The organism is Pseudomonas sp. GM48 (genome assembly GCF_000282335.1).
Taxonomy (GTDB): domain Bacteria; phylum Pseudomonadota; class Gammaproteobacteria; order Pseudomonadales; family Pseudomonadaceae; genus Aquipseudomonas.
The window spans coordinates 96763-117035 of sequence record NZ_AKJM01000085.1; the positions used below are offsets into that span (position 1 = coordinate 96763).

Genomic DNA, 20273 nt, shown 5'->3' on the forward strand with positions numbered 1-20273 from the left:
TGGCAGCCGAGTGAAGGCAGGAGTGAGCTTCAAGAAGACTCTCCTGACACGACCACCAGCCACCCTTTTACCTGATCTGAATCTGATCAGTGATACGCCCCTACCAGGGGCAATGCATATGCTAAGGAAGACCCATGAAGCGTCCAGATCCCATCGACATCTACTTTGACGAACCTACCAAGAATTTACTTTTCTCTTTGGTCGATCGCAAAGACCCTAACGACTTGGCGACTGGTAACGATGACACGTTCATGCACACCATTTCGGCTGTCTTTTTCCTGTTTGCGTCTCTTTTGGACGAACACACCCCAGATCTGTATCCAGCCGAATGGCAGTTGATCGCTGAAGCTCAACGCGAGATTCATGGAAAGCACCGTCTCCCCCTCACCTTCCCTGAGATGAAGTCGCAGCTGGTTGTCGGTGTTGAAGACATGGTTGGGCTGGATAACGAGATCTCGAGCGTTCTCTTGGCTAACAAGATCGCAGGCTTCACCTCCGCTCAGCTGTGTGCGATCGCTGCCCACGTGCAGCGGTACCACGTAGCTCGAAAGCGGGGCCAGGAATACAAATTTCCTGAGATCAAATTCAAAGGGTGACCTTTACCGGCCGCAGCAGCTCCTTCGAAGCACTGGGGCGCGCTGCCTTGACTCAAAAAATGAGGTTGGTTGATCGACTGTGGGACTGGGCTTTCCCAGACAACAGGTCGGAGGCTAGGCCTTAGTCCGCCATCGTCATTTTCGGTAGAAAATGAATGGCGGATAGGTGTATGCGTCTGCGTGTTCATTGTCCCGACCCTCACACAGCCATTCCCCCACAAACGACTGTGGGCCCGAGACGATAAGGGCATTCTCAGGATTTTTCACAGCTTCGCCCATCGGGCGCATTCCGCCCAGCATAAAGCCTACGAGGTTAGCCTCCGGCGTATTCTCCACAAGCAGCTTCCCTTCATCTGTCAGGTATCCCCGAAGAATGCCTAGTCCGGTGTTATGTACCACCAATGGCTCCCACTTCACGTCCATGCAAATCTCCTGATTTTTCGTGAGTTACTGTTTAAGAAAATACGCTGACCTTACGAAAGGAACACCAAGCGTCGAGGTGGGTAAGCTCGGAGATCATCCGGTACTCGTTAGGCGCAAGCGTGACCTTGTAGACCGGGATGTCGATTTCACTGCAGATCTTCAAAATCTCGAGTGCATCATGATCCGAGATCCTAGCCCCAAGATGGACGGCCTTCAGGGGCGCAGCGACACTGAAGCCTTTGACCTCTCTATCGTCGTCTGGAAACACTAAACGCCACTCTCGTTCGTACTGCCAGTCGACAGCCTTACACAGAGAGGCGGCAATGCCATAAAGCTCGTTGTAGTTTTTCTCCCTGCGTTGGGCCCTGAGAACATGCGTGATGTCGAACAGTTGATTTGAGTACGCGACGGGCCATAGCCTAAAGGTCGAAAAGTGATTTCGATGAAGGCCTGTGAAATCGTACTCCATGGCGAATCCGGTGTGGTCGAGGCCATAGTGGCTCCACATCAGCACCGAATCCACACGCTCGCTCAGACTGCAGATTTTGTAGCTGCTTTTAATCTGGTCAATGAGCCATGGGAGCTGCCCGGATTGGTGATTCGGCGCCAATACTCCGACTTCATGAAGCCAGTGCTTAACGTTCAGGGTGGGTGGCTCCTGAGCCGAAGCCAGTGCTACTGCAGCTGCGATGGGATCCTCGGATTCAAGCGTAGTGGCGATTTGATCTTCGCCAAAACCCAATTCGTCGAGTTTTTCCCAAGCGGCGAGCTTTCGGTAGTCAACCCAGAAAGCCGTGTCGTAGGGATCGTTGAATCCATTGGCTACGCTCAGATAGAGTGTTTCCTCCGCCAGATTCTTCAGCGCGAGCTTGCTGCAGGTTCTGATTTTGAACAGTCGATTGGGTGTATGCAGGTACTTGTCGTTGATTAGCTTCGGGATGTCCATGTCGCCGATAGTGGCCGAAGAAAAATTCTCAATCAGATCTCTTACCCAATCCCTATCCACACGAACTCCTTTATTTACGCGGCTTGCTGAGGCGCGAGACGTTATCACATCTGGGTTACGCTCACTTGTCCCACCAGCTCGCGCCGTTGGAGCTATAAAGCATCAGGGAAAACGTTGAAATACGTACATCCTTTAGCCCTTCACGAATTAGGTCATGAGGCCTGGTACCGCGTGACAGCAGCCCGAGGGTCATCCAGATGCTCTGTGGGATCTGCGGCCCTGGCTGGTATTCCTTGATCGATGACAGCACTTTCACCTCCATCTGAAAAACCTACAACTAAGCCGGGCCCCCTGGCCCGAACCAGCGACTTCTACATTTCTATCTGCGTAGCTCTATTAGACATAGAACAATGTGATTTCGATGGGTAGCGTAGACGTTTGTGTTCAGTAGACTTCAACCCCGAGGTATCCGACAAAGAGACGGCAGGATCGAGGTAGACGCCTCGGCGATTCTGCACCTAATATCTGGCAACACGCCATCATTCGAAAAGGAAATCGCCTTGGCCTTACCTGACTCTCTTCGTCTCGCCGTACTCATTGATGCTGATAACGCGAGCTCGTCCGTCGTCAAAGAGCTCCTGGAGGAAGTAGCAAAATACGGTACCGCTACGATCAAACGTGCTTACGGCGACTGGACAACTCAAAACTTGGTTGGCTGGAAGAACCATCTACACAAGCACGCCATCCAACCAATGCAGCAGTTCGCATACACCCAAGGAAAAAACTCCACCGACTCAGCCTTCATCATCGACGCCATGGATCTGCTGTATGCCGGCAACGTGGATGGGTTCTGCATCGTCTCAAGCGACAGTGATTTCACACGTCTGGCAACCCGGCTGCGGGAGGCAGGCAAGAAAGTCTACGGGCTCGGCGAACGCAAAACACCGGAGGCATTCATCGGCGCCTGCGACAAATTCATTTTCTTCGAAGTGTTAAAAAAACCTGCCCAAGATGAAGCACCGTTGGCCATGGATAACCTCCCTGACCTTAAAGAGATCCTCAGCCAAGCCATTGAAGAAAAGGCTCGAGATCACGGCTGGGCGCCACTGGGAGCAGTAGGTGGCTACATTTCCAAAAATCATACCTCTTTCGATGCCCGGAACTATGGCTTCGCCAAGCTGGGGGCGCTTGTACGTGCTCAGGACTACATCGAAATCAAAGAAATACCGGATGGGGAAATCACGCACATTCACGTTCGGCTGAATAATCAATAGCCTTAGCGCCTGGCTTGGGTAACCGCTAGAGCCGCCTGCCAGCAACGTCAGCCCGCTGTGGAGCTACATGTTGATTGCCTACGTGGTTGCAGAGTAGAAAAAACGAAGCCCCGGAGGTTCGCGGCTCCAGGGCTTCTATTTTCGCCTCCATCCCTTAATGGTTTGGCGAACGTGGCCAGGACATTACCAGCGTCTTTTAGATATTTCACTACGACTTTGGATAAACGTGTTCGATCAGCGAAGCATCGAGGAAAACGTTATGTCGTGTTTACCATGCACAACGTTTTAACAGGAGGACTGCAAATGGATCTGAAATTCAGTCACGTAGATGTACTGGTCAAGAATCTCGACGAAGCCTGTGCTTACTACACGCAGATACTTAACGCCAGGATCTCCAAAACGCTCGTCTGGGAGCGAGGAGGTCTGAATGTGCGCTACGCGATTGCGCTGATGGGCCAAGAGCGTTTCATGCTGGTACAGCCGTTGGCGGGGAACCTGAAAGAGCTATTGGATACGTCGGGTGAAGGGATGATTTACCGCCACTGCTACTCGACACCGGACATCGAGAAAGCCTATGACGAATTGATGGCCGCAGGTGTTCAGCCAGAAGACGAAAATGGAAAGCCATTGGCTCGTGCAAACCTTCAATCCCCGTCTGGGGCACGTATCATTTGGTTGCCCAAACGCTTCGGGCACTTCTCTATTGAGATACTGGAGGACAAGGCGTTGGAGGCATTTATCGAGGCTGCATTTTCCTAAGAAAATTGTGCAGTGGGCGTGGGCGTCGTGAGTACAATGCGCGCCCTTAATTGGCTAATGCTTTCCAATGAAAAAACTGCTTTCCGTAGTAGCGCTGCTAACATGCTCAGTAATCACCCCCGCCTTCTCAAGCCCTCCATCGACCTTTTCCGAAGCCAAGGTCATCGCCAAGCAAAAGATCTACCTCGACCAGGCGAACAGTGCCATGGGCGAGCTGTACTGCGGTTGCAAATGGACTTGGGTAGGTAAGTCGGGTGGTCGGATTGATGCTGAATCTTGCGGCTATCAAACCAGGAAACAACAGAGCCGCGCGGAACGGACTGAATGGGAACACATCGTTCCTGCCTGGACATTCGGTAACCAACGCCAATGCTGGCAGAACGGTGGTCGAGAGCATTGCGTGGATGATGATCCCGTATTCCGAGCGATGGAAGCCGATCTGTTCAACCTCTACCCATCTGTTGGGGAGGTGAATGGCGACCGTAGCAATTTCAACTACGGGATGGCCTCTGGGGTAGCGCCGCAGTATGGGCAGTGCAAGACGCGAGTCGATTTCGATCAACGCTCAGCGGAACCGCGTGACGAAGTCAAAGGGCTTGTCGCGAGAACAACCTTTTACATGTTCGACAGATACAAGCTGAGCATGTCTCGTCAGCAGCAACATCTACTGATGGCCTGGGACAAGCAGTACCCGGTTTCTCCTTGGGAGAAAGAGCGAGATCGACGCATTGCAGCAATCATGGGGCACTCCAATCCATTCGTAACTGGCGAGCGTCGATGGTCGCAAGGTTACAAAGCGGTTGGTGATGGGGTAGTTAGCGCTATTCCAGTTAATCCTCCGCGCATACCAGTCCAGCCAACACTAGCGAGCGCGAACGGGGCGGGCTCAATCATTGGTAACCGGAAGAGTCAGGTGTATCACCTCTCAATGAGGTGCCCTGGCTATGGCCAGGTGTCTGAAAAAAACCAGGTCTCCTTCACATCAGAATCTGAGGCTCAGGCGGCGGGATATCGAAAAGCAGGCAACTGTAAATAGTTGTTTCTCGTTGAAGCCCGGCCTTGCGAAACTGAGGCCGGCACCCAACATTGGACTGAGATATGCCACCGGTTTTTGCTTCTTTCATACTTGAAAAATCATTCACCGCAGACGGTTGCAGTTAAGGCTTGGACGCACCATCTTTCTCCATCAAATGAGCCAATCGCTGACTGCCAATTAGGAGTAAAAAATTGCTTACCCGTCTCGATAAAGACGCCCTCCGTGCGATGCTGGAATCGCAAGTCCAAGAAAAACTGCAGCACGACCCAGACGCGGTAACGACTTATGCAGCCAAGCCTGTACCAGAGCGTAAACCGTACACCAGCAAACCCACGGTTCAGGACAAGGCATTTCACAAAGAGCTCGAGCAGATGCGTGCAGATGCCGAAGCCGGAGTGATACATACGCATAAGCACGAGCCGCTGGACAAGGGTGCTCCTAGCCTTAGGCTTGATGATTATCCAGATCTATAAAACTTGCCGCCGTGAGGCCACAGTCATTGAACAGCTGCAGAATCAGAGTCTATGGAGACCACGCGTGAAAAAGCCACCTATGAAAATCACCATCGAAGAATGGGATGGTGACGGTGCTATACGAATTCCCGATGAGGCGCTGCAGGAGTTGGAGCTGGATGTTGGCGACTCGCTGTTCTTGATAGAGGAATTTTTCGGCAATACGCGCTGCCTAGTCCTTTCAAAAAAGCCTCAAATCGCGGATCGAATAGACGAGCTCACTAAAGCCTGGGATAGCGGACAGCTTGGTAACGCCGAGTTGAAATAAGGCGGCCGTACTGCGCTTCCTTGAAGCACACAAGGAGGGCCAATTGGGGAATGACTCGCTAAGTGCACAGCACGTGAAGACGTGATGCCGAGCCGGGCTTAAGCCCGAAGGAGCGACAGCCATCGACGCCTTATCTTCCCAGCAGTAAAAGCTCTGGCCTTGGCTTTATAGTCGATTATAGAGCGACTATAGAATCGCACCCTCAGCAAGCCTCCTCAGCACGAACCTCCACTTCTACCTGGTGTGGGCCTATCAGGTGAGCGAAGTAGAAGCTCGCTGATCCGTCAAACCTTTCGGCCCACGCTCAAGGCATTGATGGGGAGTGATGAGTAGTGTTGATGTCTTGCACTTCGGACTATTTTTTCGAGAGCTCAGAACTGCAGACGTGAGCGTTCTCAGTGGTTATGAGCTATAGCTCGATCAGTGCATATATGCGGCCAACATCATGGGCAATGTTCTTGGCGTCCATCTAGAAGGCATTTTTCCGATCAATAGCTCTGCAAGCCCCATGGCTCAAGCCATTTAATTGTCGGATACTGCCATTGCGCCAGCCCCCATCTTTCAAGGTTGAAATGACTCATGGCAAGGAAGAAGGCAAAAAACTCTAGCGGCACTGGCATCCTGATTATTATTGCACTGGCTTTTGGTGCACTCGCTTCGATCCCGAAGAACGCCTGGGTCGCTGTTGGCATCGTCGCGGGCATCGGCGCCATTATGTGGTTTTTTGCCACTCGCACTAAACGACAGCTTGAACAGCTGCAAAAGTCTGCTTCAGTGACAACGTACCTGCGGGAGCCGCGAAGCAAAGACGTAACCTTCTCCATGCATGAGGTTTCGTTGAGCAATATGTCTGAAGAAACCTCCGAATTTTATACCGTCCAACTCGGCTCCCCCCCTTCCCCTTCCTTTAAGATTCCAGACGCAAGCAGACAGAAATCGGATACCCGCTGGGTGCCTGCGGGCGAGTCAGTTACCGTGGCTGGCTTTTCAATTCCAGGTGGAATGCTCTATGTAGGAAGCGCGCTCGGTCGATACGATGCGCAAGAACCATCACTGCTCAATCCCAAACTACGGATAGCCAAGTCGTACGTTGATATCGAAGAGCGGCTGATGTCCTACTGGCCGAGCTTTCATTCCATTTCGCCTGAGGCTCGGCGCGGTTACCTGCAGTGGTTAGAAGGCGGACGTCGTGATCCGCTGGCAGACACCGGCTACGTTTTTCTATTTTTCTATGGCCTTGAGCGCCGTGCTCTCGTTGATGCAGGAAGCGATCCCCAGGTGCGGGCGGAGACTCATCTGATCGTCAAAGAAGTCCAACGATTGCTCAGTATCTATGGGGAGAATCGGTCGTTCAGGGGGTACGCGGAGGGCTTCCTGAATTACCTGAGCAACCAAACGCTCGATCCTAGCCTTTACCTTGGCCCACCTCCTGATGCCGTTGCTTACAGCTATGAAATGCCGCATCCACTGCGCATTGGTTTGGGGCAACACGCCGCAAACAAACGACCACTTGATGCCGCCTGGGCATTGGCATGGGCGTTAGCTGACCCCAATATCAGCAAGCGCACCCCGGTAACTCGATGCAAGGATGTCTTCGCTGCGCTGTTCAAGCTCAAGTACGCCAGTACACATCCTGCGGGTCTAATGCTCGCCCAAAACAAGACCAAGCTTAAAGCCAGCTATCGACCTGCCTCGGCAGTACTGATGGCCCCCTCGCTTAATGTGGGTGATCTTCCTGATGTCATGGCCACGTCGGGAACGCGCAAAAGTTTGCAGTCGTTAGTGGAGCTATGCACCACCGAGCTAGAACCCTACAGCCGTTATCTAGGCCGAAATCCTGAAAGCGCAGAAGCCCTTGAAGGCCTGTTGCAACTTCCAGTCACTCTTTGGCCTGCTACAGCCCGTACGGAGTTGGATGAGCTTCAAAGCAAAATCGGTGACGATCTGATTGTCATGAGCTTTGGAGAACTCGCCGGCCGATTCAAGAGTGCTGGAGCGTTATCCCGTGACAAGGTTCTGGCCCTTGCCCGTGCATTGGAATCACTTCATATCGGTATGGAGCCCGACGTACTCGCTGGGAGCAGGACTCCAAGAGCTGAAGATCGTATCGCGCTGTTCGTGACCCAACCTGAGGACGGATCATTGCGAGCGTCAGCGGCCTACAACGCGGCCTCAGTCACACTTGATCTGGCCAGTTCAGTCGCCTCTGCCGACGGCGATACATCCAATGAAGAGGTCACACTGCTTGCTCAGCACATCGACTCCTGGAGCCACCTGAGCGTTGCTCATCGCAAACGTCTCAAGGCGCACCTGCAAATCCAAATCCAGCAACCACCAGCGCTGGCAAGCTTGAAGAAAAAGCTCGATCCATTAACTGTCGAAGCCAAGCGCACGATTGCCAGCTTCCTGGCCCACTTGGCGCAAGCCGATGGGATCGTCAGCCCTGCTGAAGTGAAACTTCTTGAGCGTGTTTACAAGGCACTGCAACTGGATAGCCAGTTGCTGTACAGCGATCTTCACGGCGCCGCATCTGGGGCGAGTATTCCCCCCGTCAAATCTGCAACAAGCTCCACTCCATCCGAGCCAGGCACACAGTCAGCCACCGTTGCAAAACAGGGCTTCGTGCTCGATCACGAGCGCATTGCTGAGCTGCAACGTGAAACGGCTGAAGTCTCTGCCCTCCTCGCTAAGGTATTCACTGATGACCAGGTCGAGGAGCCGGAACAGGCCGTTGAGGCTGTGGAATCGGCGACCGAAACCAGTGCTGACGTTGCCGGCCTCGATCTGGAACATTCTGCATTCCTGCGCTTATTAATTTCGCGTACCGAATGGAGTCGATCCGAGCTCGAAGCCGCTGCCAGCGATATGGAGCTGATGCTCGATGGTGCCCTGGAACAAATCAACGACATGGCTTTTGAACGTTTCGACATGCCCGTCACCGAAGGTGATGATCCCATCGAGATCAACACAGACATTCTGGAAGAGTTAGCCCTATGAGCACTATCAGAGCCAAGGATCGCGACGCGGTCATCCAATCGTTGCGTGCTGGCGTTGTTCCTCGCGTCGGTCAACACTTGATTCAGGTCGGCCGGGTGGGAGAGCTTGATGCGCTGATCAAGGACGTCAATCGCCTGGTCGAAAGCGGATCGGCATTTCGAGTGGTGATTGGCGAATACGGTGCAGGCAAGACGTTCTTTCTGAACTTGGTTCGAGCCATCGCCATGGAGCGCAAACTCGTCACCATGCACGCTGACTTAAACCCGGATCGCAGGTTGCACGCCACCGGCGGCCAAGCACGCTCGCTGTACTCCGAGCTGGCCAAGAACATGTCGACACGCACCAAGCCCGACGGTGGGGCCATGCAAGGCATTGTTGAGAAATTTATCTCGCAGGCCAAAACCGAAGCCAAGGCAGCAGGCGCAGACAGTGAGACTGTCATCCGAGCACACCTGGCTGAGTTGACCGAAATGGTCAACGGCTACGATTTCGCTGAAGTAATCGCTGCGTATTGCCGAGGTTTCGAGGAAGGCAACGAACAACTTAAGGGTGATGCGATTCGTTGGTTGCGTGGCGAGTTCACCACCAAGACCGATGCCCGAGCAGCCTTGGGTGTGCGAACCATCATTGATGATGCCTCTGTCTACGATCAGCTCAAGCTGCTGTCGAGATTCGTCAGACTCGCAGGTTTTGGCGGTCTCATGATCTGCCTCGACGAGCTGGTCAACCTCTACAAGCTGGCCAATACGCAAGCACGCAATGCCAACTATGAGCAGATCCTGCGCATCCTTAATGACTCACTGCAGGGATCCTCTGAGGGGCTTGGATTTGTCCTGGGTGGCACTCCCGAGTTTTTGATGGACACTCGCCGAGGGCTGTTTAGCTACCCTGCCCTGCAATCGCGACTGGCCGAAAACTCGTTTGCCAAATCAGGACTGGTGGATCTTTCGGGGCCGGTCATACGCCTTACAAGCCTCACACCAGAAGACTTCTACGTGTTGCTTCAGAAGCTCCGTCACGTCTACGCAGGTGGCGATGCTGACAAATATTTACTGCCTGACGAAGCGCTTCCATTATTCATGGCGCACTGCAACCAGCGTCTGGGTGAAGCTTACTTCCGTACGCCGCGCACGACGATCACAGCCTTCATCAACCTGCTGGCTATTCTGGAGCAAAACCCTGGAGCAGATTGGCGCACCCTGCTTGGGGCTGTCGAGGTGGCGAAGGACTTGGGCGGTGACGAGGATACAAAAGTCGACGCGGACGATGAACTTGCCACCTTCACACTCTGAATCATCGGGCTTCGACCAGCTAGAATCCCGAATCCAGCGATGGATTTGGGCTGAAGGCTGGACGTCCTTGCGCGACGCCCAGGAAAGAGCTGTGCCGGTGCTGATGGATGCTGACCAGGATGTCATCATCGCGGCAGCAACAGCGGCAGGGAAAACTGAGGCAGCCTTCCTACCCATACTCACCAATTTACTCAACAGCAACGACCCGCCCGGTTCGGTGTTGTATATCAGCCCGCTCAAGGCCTTGATCAATGACCAATGGGACAGGTTAGGCCGCCTCTGTGAGCAGCTTGAAATTCCCGTAGTGGCTTGGCATGGGGACATTTCATCGAGCAAAAAGCATCGCTTCCTGAAGTCACCTGAAGGGGTGCTACTGATCACGCCTGAATCCCTTGAGGCACTGTTCGTCAATCGAGGCTCCAGCCTTGCGGGAGTGTTCCAGAACCTGCGCTATATCGTCGTGGATGAGTTGCATGCGTTCATTGGAAGCGAACGAGGCAAACAACTTCAGTCTCTGATGCACCGCGTAGAGATCGTTACCGGGCGTCGTCTCCCTAGGGTCGGGCTTTCAGCTACGCTCGGCGATATGACGTTAGCATCAGAGTTTCTGCGCTCAGGTGGTGTCGACGGGGTAACAGTGATTGAGTCTAAGAACTCAAACCAGACACTCCAGGTGCAAATTCGCGGGTATATCCAGCCGCCCTTGAGCGAGCTCAAAAAGATTCTCGTCCAGCCTTCTGATCAGGTAGACGATGAAGACGAGACGGAAAACAAAGCAAGCCCAGACTTCGCTATCGCAGATCATCTCTACAAGGTATTGCGTGGCAGCAATAATCTGATTTTCCCAAACAGCCGCCAGCAGGTTGAATGGTATGCAGACCAATTGCGTCGGCGCTGTGAGAATGATGGTTTGCCCAACGAGTTCTGGCCTCATCACGGCAGCCTTTCGAAAGATCTGCGGGAGCAAGCTGAGCATGCCCTCAAGGTGGGTAATGTAGCAGCATCGGCCATATGCACCACGACGCTTGAACTCGGAATAGACATCGGCAGTATCAAGACAGTGGTGCAAATTGGTGCTCCGCCATCAGTGGCGAGCTTGCGCCAGAGACTAGGCCGTTCGGGCCGACGTCCGGGGGAAAACGCGATCTTGCGCGTTTACTGCAAGGAGTCGCCACTCACAGATGGATCAAGCATATCGGATCAGCTGCGCCAGGGACTGGTTCAGACAATTGCCATGGTGCGCCTTTTGATTGGGGGATGGTTTGAACCTCCCCGGGCTCAGGGTATTCATGCCTCCACTCTCGTTCAGCAATGCCTCTCCATAATTGCTCAGTGTGGCGGTGCTTCTGCTGCTGATCTTTGGAGAAGTCTTATCACTGAAGGCGCGTTCCAAAACGTCGAAAAGCCAGACTTCGTCAAGCTGCTCAAGTCGCTAGGGGAGCATGAACTCATCGTTCAGGACAGCTCAGGATTGTTGCTACCAGGGACAGTTGGAGAGCGCCTGATCAACCACTATGAGTTCTACAGCGCATTCACCAGTGATGAGGAATTCCGCCTGGTGTGCGACGGAAAAGCACTTGGTTCAGTACCCGTCAGCCGGCCGCTGACCAAGGATCAACGCATTATCTTCGGAGGTCGAAGGTGGCAGGTTCGTGATGTTGATCTCCAAGCCAAGGTCATCATTGTTTCCGCCGCACGCGGTGGTGCCCCTCCTCAGTTCGATGGTCTGGGTGCGATGGTGCATGACAACGTGCGCCAAGTAATGCGAGCCGTCCTGGCAGACCCTGTCCCCTGCCCATTCATAGATCGCGATGCCCAAGCGTTGCTCGACGAGGCTCGCAAGACTTTTAACGCATTAGGCCTTGGTGAACGCTACGTCATTGAGTCCGGCGGTAAATGCTATCTAATCAGCTGGCTGGGTGATTACGCCAACGATGCACTGCGCCTGTTACTCAATCATGTAGGCCTTTCGTGTGACAACGCGGGCTTGGCGATTGAGGTTGACGCCAACATCCATCGGACGCTGGCTGCACTCAAGGATGTAGGTGACCTGGACGCAAGCGATCTCGATTCGATTCTCGCAGATGTAGAAAATATGCTGCGGGAGAAATGGGATTGGGCATTGCCGGAGTCATTATTGATGAAGTCGTTTGCTTCAATATCGTTGGATATCTCTACTGCAATCGGTTTTGCGCAGAATCTGACTTTGGCTGAGTAAATTGATAGGCCTTTAAGGTATGCATGTGTTACGTCGAGATGGGCCAAGCTCGAAGGAGTGAATGGAACAATCGACGCTAGGTGCACGGATGTCGGCAAGTCCTCATACCGAGGTATGACAAGCTCACTGAAGCTTGGAATAGCGAGAAATGAGGCAGCACCGAGGACAAATGAGGAAGGCTAGAAGGCACCTCTTTGAACCAGCCACGTCGGACTTAAATGCGAACACGCCAGGAGCGCTGAGAAAAATGGAAGCAAGGATGGAGATTCCCAAACGGCTATACAAGTACAGAGCATTCAGCGCGTTAACTATCGACTTACTGGTGTCGGACAAGGTCTATTTCGCCGATCCCGCGTCATTCAACGACCCACTTGATACTAAGCCATGCGTTCATCCAGACCTGCCAATCGACCAACTCGAACAAACGCTCCGAAAGATAATAGAGAACCGAATTGCCACCGAGATGACAGGCGCTGCTAGGTCGATAATGTATCGTGGCCCCAAAACTATGGATCACATTGAGCGACACAGCAGGCGTCAAGCCGAACGCATCATCGCTGACATAGCCTACAACGCGACCAATCCCGAATTCACAACTGCGCCTCCTGGCCCACAGCTCCAGCTCTTGGCGTACCGCCTACAGGATGAACTCCTTAAGGCATACGGCAGGGGTGTGCTTTCACTCGCGGAACGAAACTCCTGCCCTCTTATGTGGAGTCATTATGGCGACCAACACCATGGTCTTTGTGTCGGCTACGAGGTTCCTCTAGATGTACAAAAAAATCTTCATAAGGTTCAGTACGGTGGTAGTCGGCTCATCGAGGCAAGCAAGGTAGCAGCAATGCTCGATGCAGACGAAACAGCACGCCACGAGGTGGATGCTGCGGCATTGCTGCGCAAAGCATGGGATTGGAGGTATGAGAAGGAATGGCGACTAATAGGGCATCGTGGACTCGCAGACTCACCACTAGAACTCGCTGAAGTGACGTTTGGCACACGTTGTATGAACTCGGTAAAGCATTCGGTGATTAAGGCATTAGTAGGACGGGACAAACCGGTCAAGCTGTACGAGATGCGAGAGGTTCACGGAACTTTTAAACTAAAACGATTCCCGCTGAATGAGCAGGAGCTAACAGCCTCTTACCCTCACCGTGCTCGCTCTGCATCTGAATGCTTTGAGGAGATAGAGTTAAAACGGTAGTTGGGCGCCACGCGGAAGCGGTGCGTGAAGTGACGGCCCCAACACTCAACAGGTCGGCCAAGGCTCTACAGCATCGAAACCGTGCCCGACTGTTTCAGACCTTTTGCTACGCTGACCTCTTCCACGGAGGAACCACAATGTCGAACGCAGACCTACTCCCTTCCCTACTCTTCAAGATCAATCAGAACCAGCTAGCCCCCGAAGCCTGGATAATGGAGCTAACGTTCTGAGAGGATCAGCGGAGGTCGCCGGCAACGTGCGCGGTGCTTTGGACACAATTAGCAGGAACGAAGAGTTTATCAACATGACGTTAGCGGTGCTCATGACGCCTGAGTAAGTAGCTCTTGAGCTTGTAGACTAGCCGGGCCCATTGGCCCGAAGGATCGAACTCCCCGTTGACGCCACTTCATTCCGCAGCTTAGCCACGGGCAAGCGATGACTCGAACGCAGAATGATTTGAACACAACCTCTCCTCTCACCGCCCGCGACGTCTACCAGGTGCTAAAAGACGTTGCTCTTGGCACCCGCACCATGACGAGAGCCAGCAATCAGTCCTGGAACGAAATCTATAACGACCACATGCCTGTTGAGATCGATGGCTGGCGGCTCACGCTTTTCAATGATTGCGACAGCCTGGATTACTGCGAGGAGTGCTGGTCGCCTGACGGCCGTGTCGGGTCTCTTGAAACCTGACAGCGTTATGGCACTGATCCTGTCGACCTATTGGTGGCTGGGAACGTGAGCAGCTTGAGCGTCTGCTGAATGAGCTCTAAGCCTAAGCAAAAGAAGGCCTCATCGCGTTCGTTTCGGTGCGCAGTTTGCCACCAGTAAGCTCATGAGAAATCCAACCGCGCCTACATCAACTGATGCCTCAAGTGAGTGAAGCGGCCAACTGTTGACTATGCTTCATCCCGATTGTGGGGTCGGCCTAACGCCACGCTCCACCACGGATGGAGCAAAGCTTATGACTCTGGTTAATGACCTATTGGTGTGGTCTGCCGAACTTAAAGGTTGGCAAAGAGACGCCCTTAGGCGCCTATTCACCCAAGATGCGTTGAGTGCCGATGACCTTGCCAGCCTAGTTGTCATGGTTAAAGAAGCTCATGGAAATGGCTCCGCTTCCCCTGAACCGCCGACCCCACTCGCCCAAGCTCACGTCGCTGGAGCTGGTAGTGGTGCGACTGTCCAACTTCTAGGGCTCTCCAACCTGTCCAACATCAATGGCTTCCCGGCCGGGCGTAGAGTCGACCTGCAGCCCAACGGTTTGACCGTCTTGTTTGGCGAAAATGGTGTCGGTAAGTCGGGTTACGCAAGGCTTCTCAAGAACACCTGTCGAGCTCGGCGCCGCGACAATGTCCGCCCAAACGCGTTCGGTGTAGCGGGAGTACCTGCGGCGGATGTTTCATTTCTTGTCGACGGTAATCCTCAACAAGCCACATGGACTCAGGGTGAAGCGTCAAACTCAGACTTGAGCATGATCTCCGTGTATGACGCTGCTTGCGCTATGGACTACGTAGAAGAAGAAGGAACACCCGTCTTTTTACCGTACGGCTTGGGGCAAATGAATCGCCTAGTGGTCGCACAACGAGAGCTGCACCGTATCATCACCGCTGAGCGTGACGCAGTAGCCCTTAATGCTGGGCTGTTTGACCCCATACGGGGTGAGACAGTGGTGGGTGATCTCATCAAAGGACTGGGCGTAGGGACTGACGTGGATGTCATGAAAACGCTGGGCACATTGAGCGAAGAAGACGAAGTTCGTTTGCAGCAACTCACACAAGTCCTACAGGACATGAATCCGGAACCCAAGGCTCAAGCCTTGGACAGACAGTCTGAGCGGTTGGAGGTTGGCGCTCAGCACGCCGTATCGGCTTATGCGGTAGTGACTGATGATGCCTTTCAAACACTCAGGCGCCTTCATGTTGAAAACATAGCTGCCGAGGAGGCCTACCAGGCTGCACAGAAGAACCTACGTGAGGTGGATGAAGCAACACTTCCTGGAACAGGTAATGGTCTTTGGAAGTTACTTTTTGAAGCTGCCGAACGCTTTTCTACTACGGATGCATACCCAGGTCACTCGTTTCCACACACAGAGGACGGAGCGAAATGCGTTTTATGCCAGACAGTTTTGGCCCCTGATGCACAGCAGCGCATGCGAGACTTTTCAACCTTTGTCAACGAACATGCAGCCGCAAATGCAACCGCAGCTGCGAACACACTTCGTGCAGCGTTAGCTGTGTTGAACAACGCAAACTTTACGCCGTTCGACGCGCCCTCATTGGCCGAATTGAAGGCAGTTGCACCGGATGAGCATGCTCATTTGGTAGCAGTTTGCGATGCTTGGCAGTTACGCAGAACATGGCTGACAACAGCCGTCGAAACCAATGATTGGACTCCAGCGATTCCGGCCTTCCCTGACGGCGACCGACTGGAAATCTGGCTACGCTGGTTAATAGAAGCAAACAAAGTAGCTGCCCAAACACTGCGCCAAACGGATGATCCGGAGAATCGAGCGCGACTTCAGGAGGAGCTTAAGCAGCTCAAGGCTCGTCAGGCGTTCGCATTATTGCTGCCACAAGCGGAGCAATACGTTCGAGACAGCATCGTGCGGCAAAACCTCGATAAGTGCCTTTCCGCACTAAGCCCGACTGGTGTCTCTACAAAAATGACTAACCTCGCCAGGCAGTACGTCACTTCTGCTTTGGCCGAGGCCATGACTACCGAGTTGCAGCTTCTTGGCTACCGGCGTGACGTTCAACCTGAACTCACTGGGCGAACGAGCGCGGGGACAACCAAGGTCACATTGAAAATCAAAGGCTCAAACCTTGACGCTCACCATGTGCTCTCAGAGGGTGAACAGCGAGCAATTGCATTGGCACTGTTCTTAGCCGAAATCCGCTCATTGCCTCATCACTCCGCTGTCATTTTTGACGACCCGTCCACATCGTTGGATCATCGCTACCGCCGAAAAATGGCAGAACGACTCGCATCGCTGTCAATGGAGCGACAAGTCATTGTGCTTACCCATGACGCAGTATTTCTCACAGAGCTAAATACCGCTCAACGGAAAGCGGGAGTAGAGGCTAGCTACAAATCCGTTCGATGGGATAACGCGCCAGGCCAGATAGTCGAGGGTCTTACCTGGGAAACTATGAACTGCAAAATGCGTTTGGAAGATATCGCTAAGGTTGCGCAAGAAATACAAGCGACTATTGGTACGTATATGAACGACGACAGCGCACAGGTTGTGACGAGGGCATACGGCAAATTACGCGGCACCATTGAAAGGGCTGTCCGCGAAGAGTTCATGAACAACACAGTGCAGCCTTTCAGCGATGTCGTGTCTGTTGAGTCCTTTGGAGCAGTCATCGGACACACCCAAGCAGAGTGGGAAACACTAATCGATATTTACGACCGATCATGCGAGGCAATTGAAGCTCACGATACGCCCGCTGAGCGTCAACTACCCATCCCGCCCCCTGAACAACTACTACGTGATGTCCAGGTCGCTGTCGAGCTCATTGGCGATGCCGCGAAGAGAAGGAAGGTCTACGAAAGGGCAAGATCAGATCGCAATGCTGCTCGAAAAAAACCGTTTCAGGCAGCCTGACTTGTCCAAATAACTCTGCATGCTGCTTAGGCGGGACGTCATCGGCAGCACGCATCCTGTGAATTTACTCAAGGAGGAATCGCGATGCCAAACTCAGATCTGCTCCCTTCCCTGCTATTCAAGATCAACGAAAACCAGCAAGCCCTTGAGGCGGCGATCATGGAACTGACGCTCTGGGTCGAGCAACGTGGATCGGGTGAGGTTGGAGGCAATGTGCGCGGTGCGCTGGACACGATCAGAACAAATGAAGAGTTCATCAAGATGACGCTTGCGGTGCTCATGACACCTGAGTGAACAAAAACTGTCGGGAGCGACTTTTTCAACAGAATCGGTCAAAAGCGGATACGCGGAATCAACGTTCAGACACAGGTTTGAATGCGTATTGGGCACACATCACAATGAAGAGCCTGCTTACGACGAAGCTGCTTATTGGCGTACATCGCGGCATCGGCACCAGCGAGCAGCTCCCCCAGAGGCTTCAGCTCCTTTGGCGAACAACGAACAGCGCCGATGCTTAAACCGACAGGATAACGGCAGCGATCACTACCATTGAACTCATCGACCAGTGTTTGCACACGAGCAGAGAGAATATCCGCCGACTCCCTCACGTCGGCAGCCAGGACTACAAACTCGTCACCGCCGATCCTAGCGACAATGTCACTAGCTCTAAACGCTGCTTTAAGCACCTGAGCAGCAGCTATGATCGCCAAGTCGCCCGCCTCATGGCCGTGGACATCATTGAGTTTTTTCAGGCCGTCGAGATCAATAAAAAACAGCAGGCAGGATTGATCATTGCGGCGAGCTGAGCGCATTAGCTGGTCAGCCAAAAGAAAAAAACTACGGCGATTGTGCAAACCAGTCAGTTCATCCGTCAGTGACAGTCGGCGCACATCATCTTCGACCTTTTGTCGCTGCGACATTTCGTCCATTAGTTTGTTGTTCACCCCTTCGAGTGCACTGGTTCGTTCGGCCACCCGCAACTCAAGGAATGCATTCAAAGCAGCCAGTTCCGCTTGGACATTCCCTCTCGCCTTATCGATCTGATGGAGACGCCTCGCAGTTCTCAGGATTACCGCAACGAGCGTGGCGATGCTCAGCGTCGCCATCAACGCTAAGCTGAACCGGTTGTCGTAGTAGACCAGCTTTTCTCCGACTAGCAGGGCACCTCCGATGCTGAGAATTACTACCGGGATGCTAGCCAGCAAGCTTCTCGCTACCTCGCCTCCCGCTGTATCACTTATCAGCAACTCGACGAATCCCGAGCGCTCCTGGATAACCAGCAGTCCAGTATTGAACAGGATCAGCGCAATAGCCGTATGGATGGCCATCGAGCTATAGAGGCCCACCGAGTAGAGCGCACTGACGTTGAACAAATAACCAACAAGCGCCATCAAGCTTATAAATAGCGCTGATGACGCAAAAAATTGCGGCAGTAACGACCTGCCCTCAAGCAGCAAGCCAAAGCCAGAAAGTAGAAGGCACAGTGCCGTCGCGGGAGCCATTCGCCCCGGAAAAGCAACGGGTTCGCTTTGCTGAAGCTCGAAAGGAAGTAGCAAATCAATCGCTAGATCAACCGACAGGACATACTCAACGAGGGTTAACCCACCAACAAGTATCACCAAGACAGCGCCAAGCTGTCTTATCAAGCTTCCGGTCTGAGACGTTCTAAACGTAGCGCACGACAGCCCCACTCCGAGGACAGTAAACATACTGGCGGTATTGGCCATCATCGCAGTCCAGCCAGGAAGCACAGTTCTTAGCATGGGCACATCAAGCAGCCAGCCCGTCAGCACACCTATACCGACTATCGTCACAGAGAAGGCGGCCAATCGGGTATAGGTTATTAAATGACGCAGCCTTTTTACCTGGCTGACTCCGAGCTCCGCCCTCATCGTCGTCTCCGTTAATGCGCCATTGAGCGCCATCATTATGATGACACTCAATGAGTCCTGCCAATGAGATGTTGCCTATACACTGCGTCATGTACGTGCTGGCAATTATTTCGCTGCCCATCGGTGAGATGGGCGGTGAGCTTCACGGTGGTTTCAGTTCACTCGGTTGCGCCCGCTGCGCTTGGCTAGATAGAGCGCATCATCGGCCCGAGTCAGAAGGCTTTCCACATCGTCACCCGCTTTGGCGAGGGCGACACCAAAGGACGCAGTTACAGTGTCTAGCACTTCATCCGTGCCACGAACCTTGATCCGCAACGCCTGAATTTTTAGGCGTAGCTGCTCAGCAAAAGTATGAGCACTGGAGAGATCGAAACACTCTTGCAGGACTACACAGAACTCTTCACCACCATAGCGTGCCGCCAAGGCCTGAGGCGGGATTGAGTTCCGTAACACCTGACCAACATGCTCAAGTACGCGGTCGCCCAAAGGATGGCCATACCGGTCATTGAATTGCTTGAAATGATCGATATCCAACATGACCAATGCCACCCCACGAGGCGCGATGACCAATGCATGCTCCAGCAAGCGAGTGAAGGTTGCTCGGTTCAACACCTTCGTCAGACCATCCAAAGATGCAGCCAGTTGGGCTCGCTCGAGCTTGTCTCTCAGAGTCTTGATTTCATTTTGCGCTGAGTGCAGCTGGGAGAGAAAAAGCTCCTGCTGATCCTGCATGACCTGGGTGCTCTGTTGCAGCTCACTCAGAATAGCGGGCAACCTCTGGTCGACCGGCTCCGCGAGCATTTCCATGCAATGGCCAAGACTGGCTTGAAAGTTGGAACTGCCATTCACACTACGCGAGACATTACGCTCCATATCGTCAACCAGATCGATCGCTTGTTGTTGCCCTGCGCGCGCCTCCTCCAACTCGTCACGAATGATGTAGTCGCGAAAAAGCTTCGTAGCGGATTCGGGAGGGAAACAGTCGAAGTCTTTGACCACCCTGTCCAGATGGCGATTAAGCTCTGGCTCCTGACCTTTGCTGTAGGTGTACCAGAGAGCATAGTGCACGGGATTTGGTGGAATGTTGTGACGCACCATCAGTGGTACGGCCTGCTTCAGCAGAGCCGCCGCCTCGCGGGAGTCCTCTGGATACAGCGTTAGGGCAGTCGCACGCGTCTCTGATTGGTTCATAACGTCACTGTGGTTGGTTTTTATTGGCATATATGAAGTCGGGGGGAGCATATCCTTA

At 53.3% G+C, this 20273-nt stretch carries 18 protein-coding genes and 1 pseudogene; 14 read left to right on the forward strand and 5 right to left on the reverse strand.

The window, feature by feature from the left end; all coding sequences use genetic code 11:
• Positions 1 to 134: 134 nt before the first annotated feature.
• Positions 135 to 596 carry a hypothetical protein gene (locus tag PMI28_RS12995; protein WP_007987540.1) on the forward strand — a complete coding sequence of 154 codons (462 nt, stop codon included), beginning with the start codon at positions 135 to 137 and terminating at the stop codon, positions 594 to 596.
• Between the two features lie 135 nt (positions 597 to 731).
• Here the strand turns inward: PMI28_RS12995 and PMI28_RS12990 are convergent, their stop codons facing one another.
• The 3 genes from PMI28_RS12990 to PMI28_RS30780 form a co-directional block, all read right to left on the reverse strand.
• Positions 732 to 1019 (reverse strand): hypothetical protein, encoded by a 288-nt coding sequence (locus PMI28_RS12990; protein ID WP_007987542.1) that lies wholly within the window; start codon positions 1017 to 1019, stop codon positions 732 to 734.
• A 31-nt stretch (positions 1020 to 1050) separates the two neighbouring features.
• Complete coding sequence (locus tag PMI28_RS12985; protein WP_007987544.1) at positions 1051 to 2025, reverse strand: DUF2971 domain-containing protein; 975 nt, start codon at positions 2023 to 2025, stop codon at positions 1051 to 1053.
• A gap of 61 nt (positions 2026 to 2086) precedes the next feature.
• Positions 2087 to 2287: a hypothetical protein gene (locus PMI28_RS30780; protein ID WP_007987545.1), complete on the reverse strand. Its 201-nt coding sequence runs from the start codon at positions 2285 to 2287 to the stop codon at positions 2087 to 2089.
• 238 nt (positions 2288 to 2525) lie between these two features.
• Here PMI28_RS30780 and PMI28_RS12975 point away from each other — a divergent pair, with 238 nt between their 5' ends.
• The 13 genes and pseudogenes from PMI28_RS12975 (at position 2526) to PMI28_RS12925 (ending at position 17426) form a co-directional block, all read left to right on the forward strand.
• Positions 2526 to 3239, forward strand: coding sequence for an NYN domain-containing protein (locus tag PMI28_RS12975; RefSeq protein WP_007987547.1), 714 nt, complete (start codon positions 2526 to 2528; stop codon positions 3237 to 3239).
• Between the two features lie 303 nt (positions 3240 to 3542).
• The gene (locus PMI28_RS12970; protein WP_007987549.1) at positions 3543 to 3998 is read left to right on the forward strand and encodes a VOC family protein; all 456 of its coding nucleotides are present in this window, start codon (positions 3543 to 3545) and stop codon (positions 3996 to 3998) included.
• Between the two features lie 67 nt (positions 3999 to 4065).
• On the forward strand, positions 4066 to 5034 hold the full coding sequence (locus PMI28_RS12965; protein ID WP_033063376.1) for an endonuclease: 969 nt from the start codon (positions 4066 to 4068) through the stop codon (positions 5032 to 5034).
• A gap of 191 nt (positions 5035 to 5225) precedes the next feature.
• Positions 5226 to 5507: a hypothetical protein gene (locus PMI28_RS12960; RefSeq protein ID WP_007987554.1), complete on the forward strand. Its 282-nt coding sequence runs from the start codon at positions 5226 to 5228 to the stop codon at positions 5505 to 5507.
• 64 nt (positions 5508 to 5571) lie between these two features.
• Positions 5572 to 5814, forward strand: coding sequence for an AbrB/MazE/SpoVT family DNA-binding domain-containing protein (locus PMI28_RS12955; protein ID WP_007987556.1), 243 nt, complete (start codon positions 5572 to 5574; stop codon positions 5812 to 5814).
• Positions 5815 to 6393: 579 nt separating this feature from the next.
• Positions 6394 to 8811, forward strand: coding sequence for a tellurite resistance TerB family protein (locus tag PMI28_RS12950; protein ID WP_007987558.1), 2418 nt, complete (start codon positions 6394 to 6396; stop codon positions 8809 to 8811).
• Positions 8808 to 10103 (forward strand): ATP-binding protein, encoded by a 1296-nt coding sequence (locus PMI28_RS12945; protein ID WP_007987560.1) that lies wholly within the window; start codon positions 8808 to 8810, stop codon positions 10101 to 10103. Before PMI28_RS12950 ends, PMI28_RS12945 begins: the two co-directional genes overlap by 4 nt.
• Before the next feature lie 43 nt (positions 10104 to 10146).
• Positions 10147 to 12321, forward strand: a complete 2175-nt coding sequence (locus tag PMI28_RS12940) for a DEAD/DEAH box helicase (protein ID WP_033063388.1) — start codon at positions 10147 to 10149, stop codon at positions 12319 to 12321.
• Between the two features lie 169 nt (positions 12322 to 12490).
• Entirely contained in the window at positions 12491 to 13522 is a 1032-nt protein-coding gene (locus PMI28_RS12935) for a DUF2971 domain-containing protein (RefSeq protein WP_202949527.1), read from the forward strand.
• A 137-nt stretch (positions 13523 to 13659) separates the two neighbouring features.
• Positions 13660 to 13859 (forward strand): annotated as a pseudogene (locus PMI28_RS31115) (hypothetical protein).
• A 98-nt stretch (positions 13860 to 13957) separates the two neighbouring features.
• A complete protein-coding gene (locus PMI28_RS0128605) occupies positions 13958 to 14215 on the forward strand; it encodes a DUF7693 family protein (RefSeq protein WP_007987568.1) in 258 nt (85 codons plus the stop codon).
• Positions 14216 to 14486: 271 nt separating this feature from the next.
• Positions 14487 to 17132 (forward strand): AAA family ATPase, encoded by a 2646-nt coding sequence (locus PMI28_RS12930; RefSeq protein ID WP_007987570.1) that lies wholly within the window; start codon positions 14487 to 14489, stop codon positions 17130 to 17132.
• Between the two features lie 84 nt (positions 17133 to 17216).
• The gene (locus tag PMI28_RS12925) at positions 17217 to 17426 is read left to right on the forward strand and encodes a hypothetical protein (protein ID WP_007987571.1); all 210 of its coding nucleotides are present in this window, start codon (positions 17217 to 17219) and stop codon (positions 17424 to 17426) included.
• A 65-nt stretch (positions 17427 to 17491) separates the two neighbouring features.
• On the opposite strand, the gene PMI28_RS29105 is transcribed toward PMI28_RS12925, so the two are convergent.
• On the reverse strand, positions 17492 to 19060 hold the full coding sequence (locus PMI28_RS29105) for a GGDEF domain-containing protein (RefSeq protein ID WP_050548693.1): 1569 nt from the start codon (positions 19058 to 19060) through the stop codon (positions 17492 to 17494).
• A 117-nt stretch (positions 19061 to 19177) separates the two neighbouring features.
• Entirely contained in the window at positions 19178 to 20215 is a 1038-nt protein-coding gene (locus PMI28_RS12920; RefSeq protein ID WP_007987575.1) for a GGDEF domain-containing protein, read from the reverse strand.
• Positions 20216 to 20273: the final 58 nt, after the last annotated feature.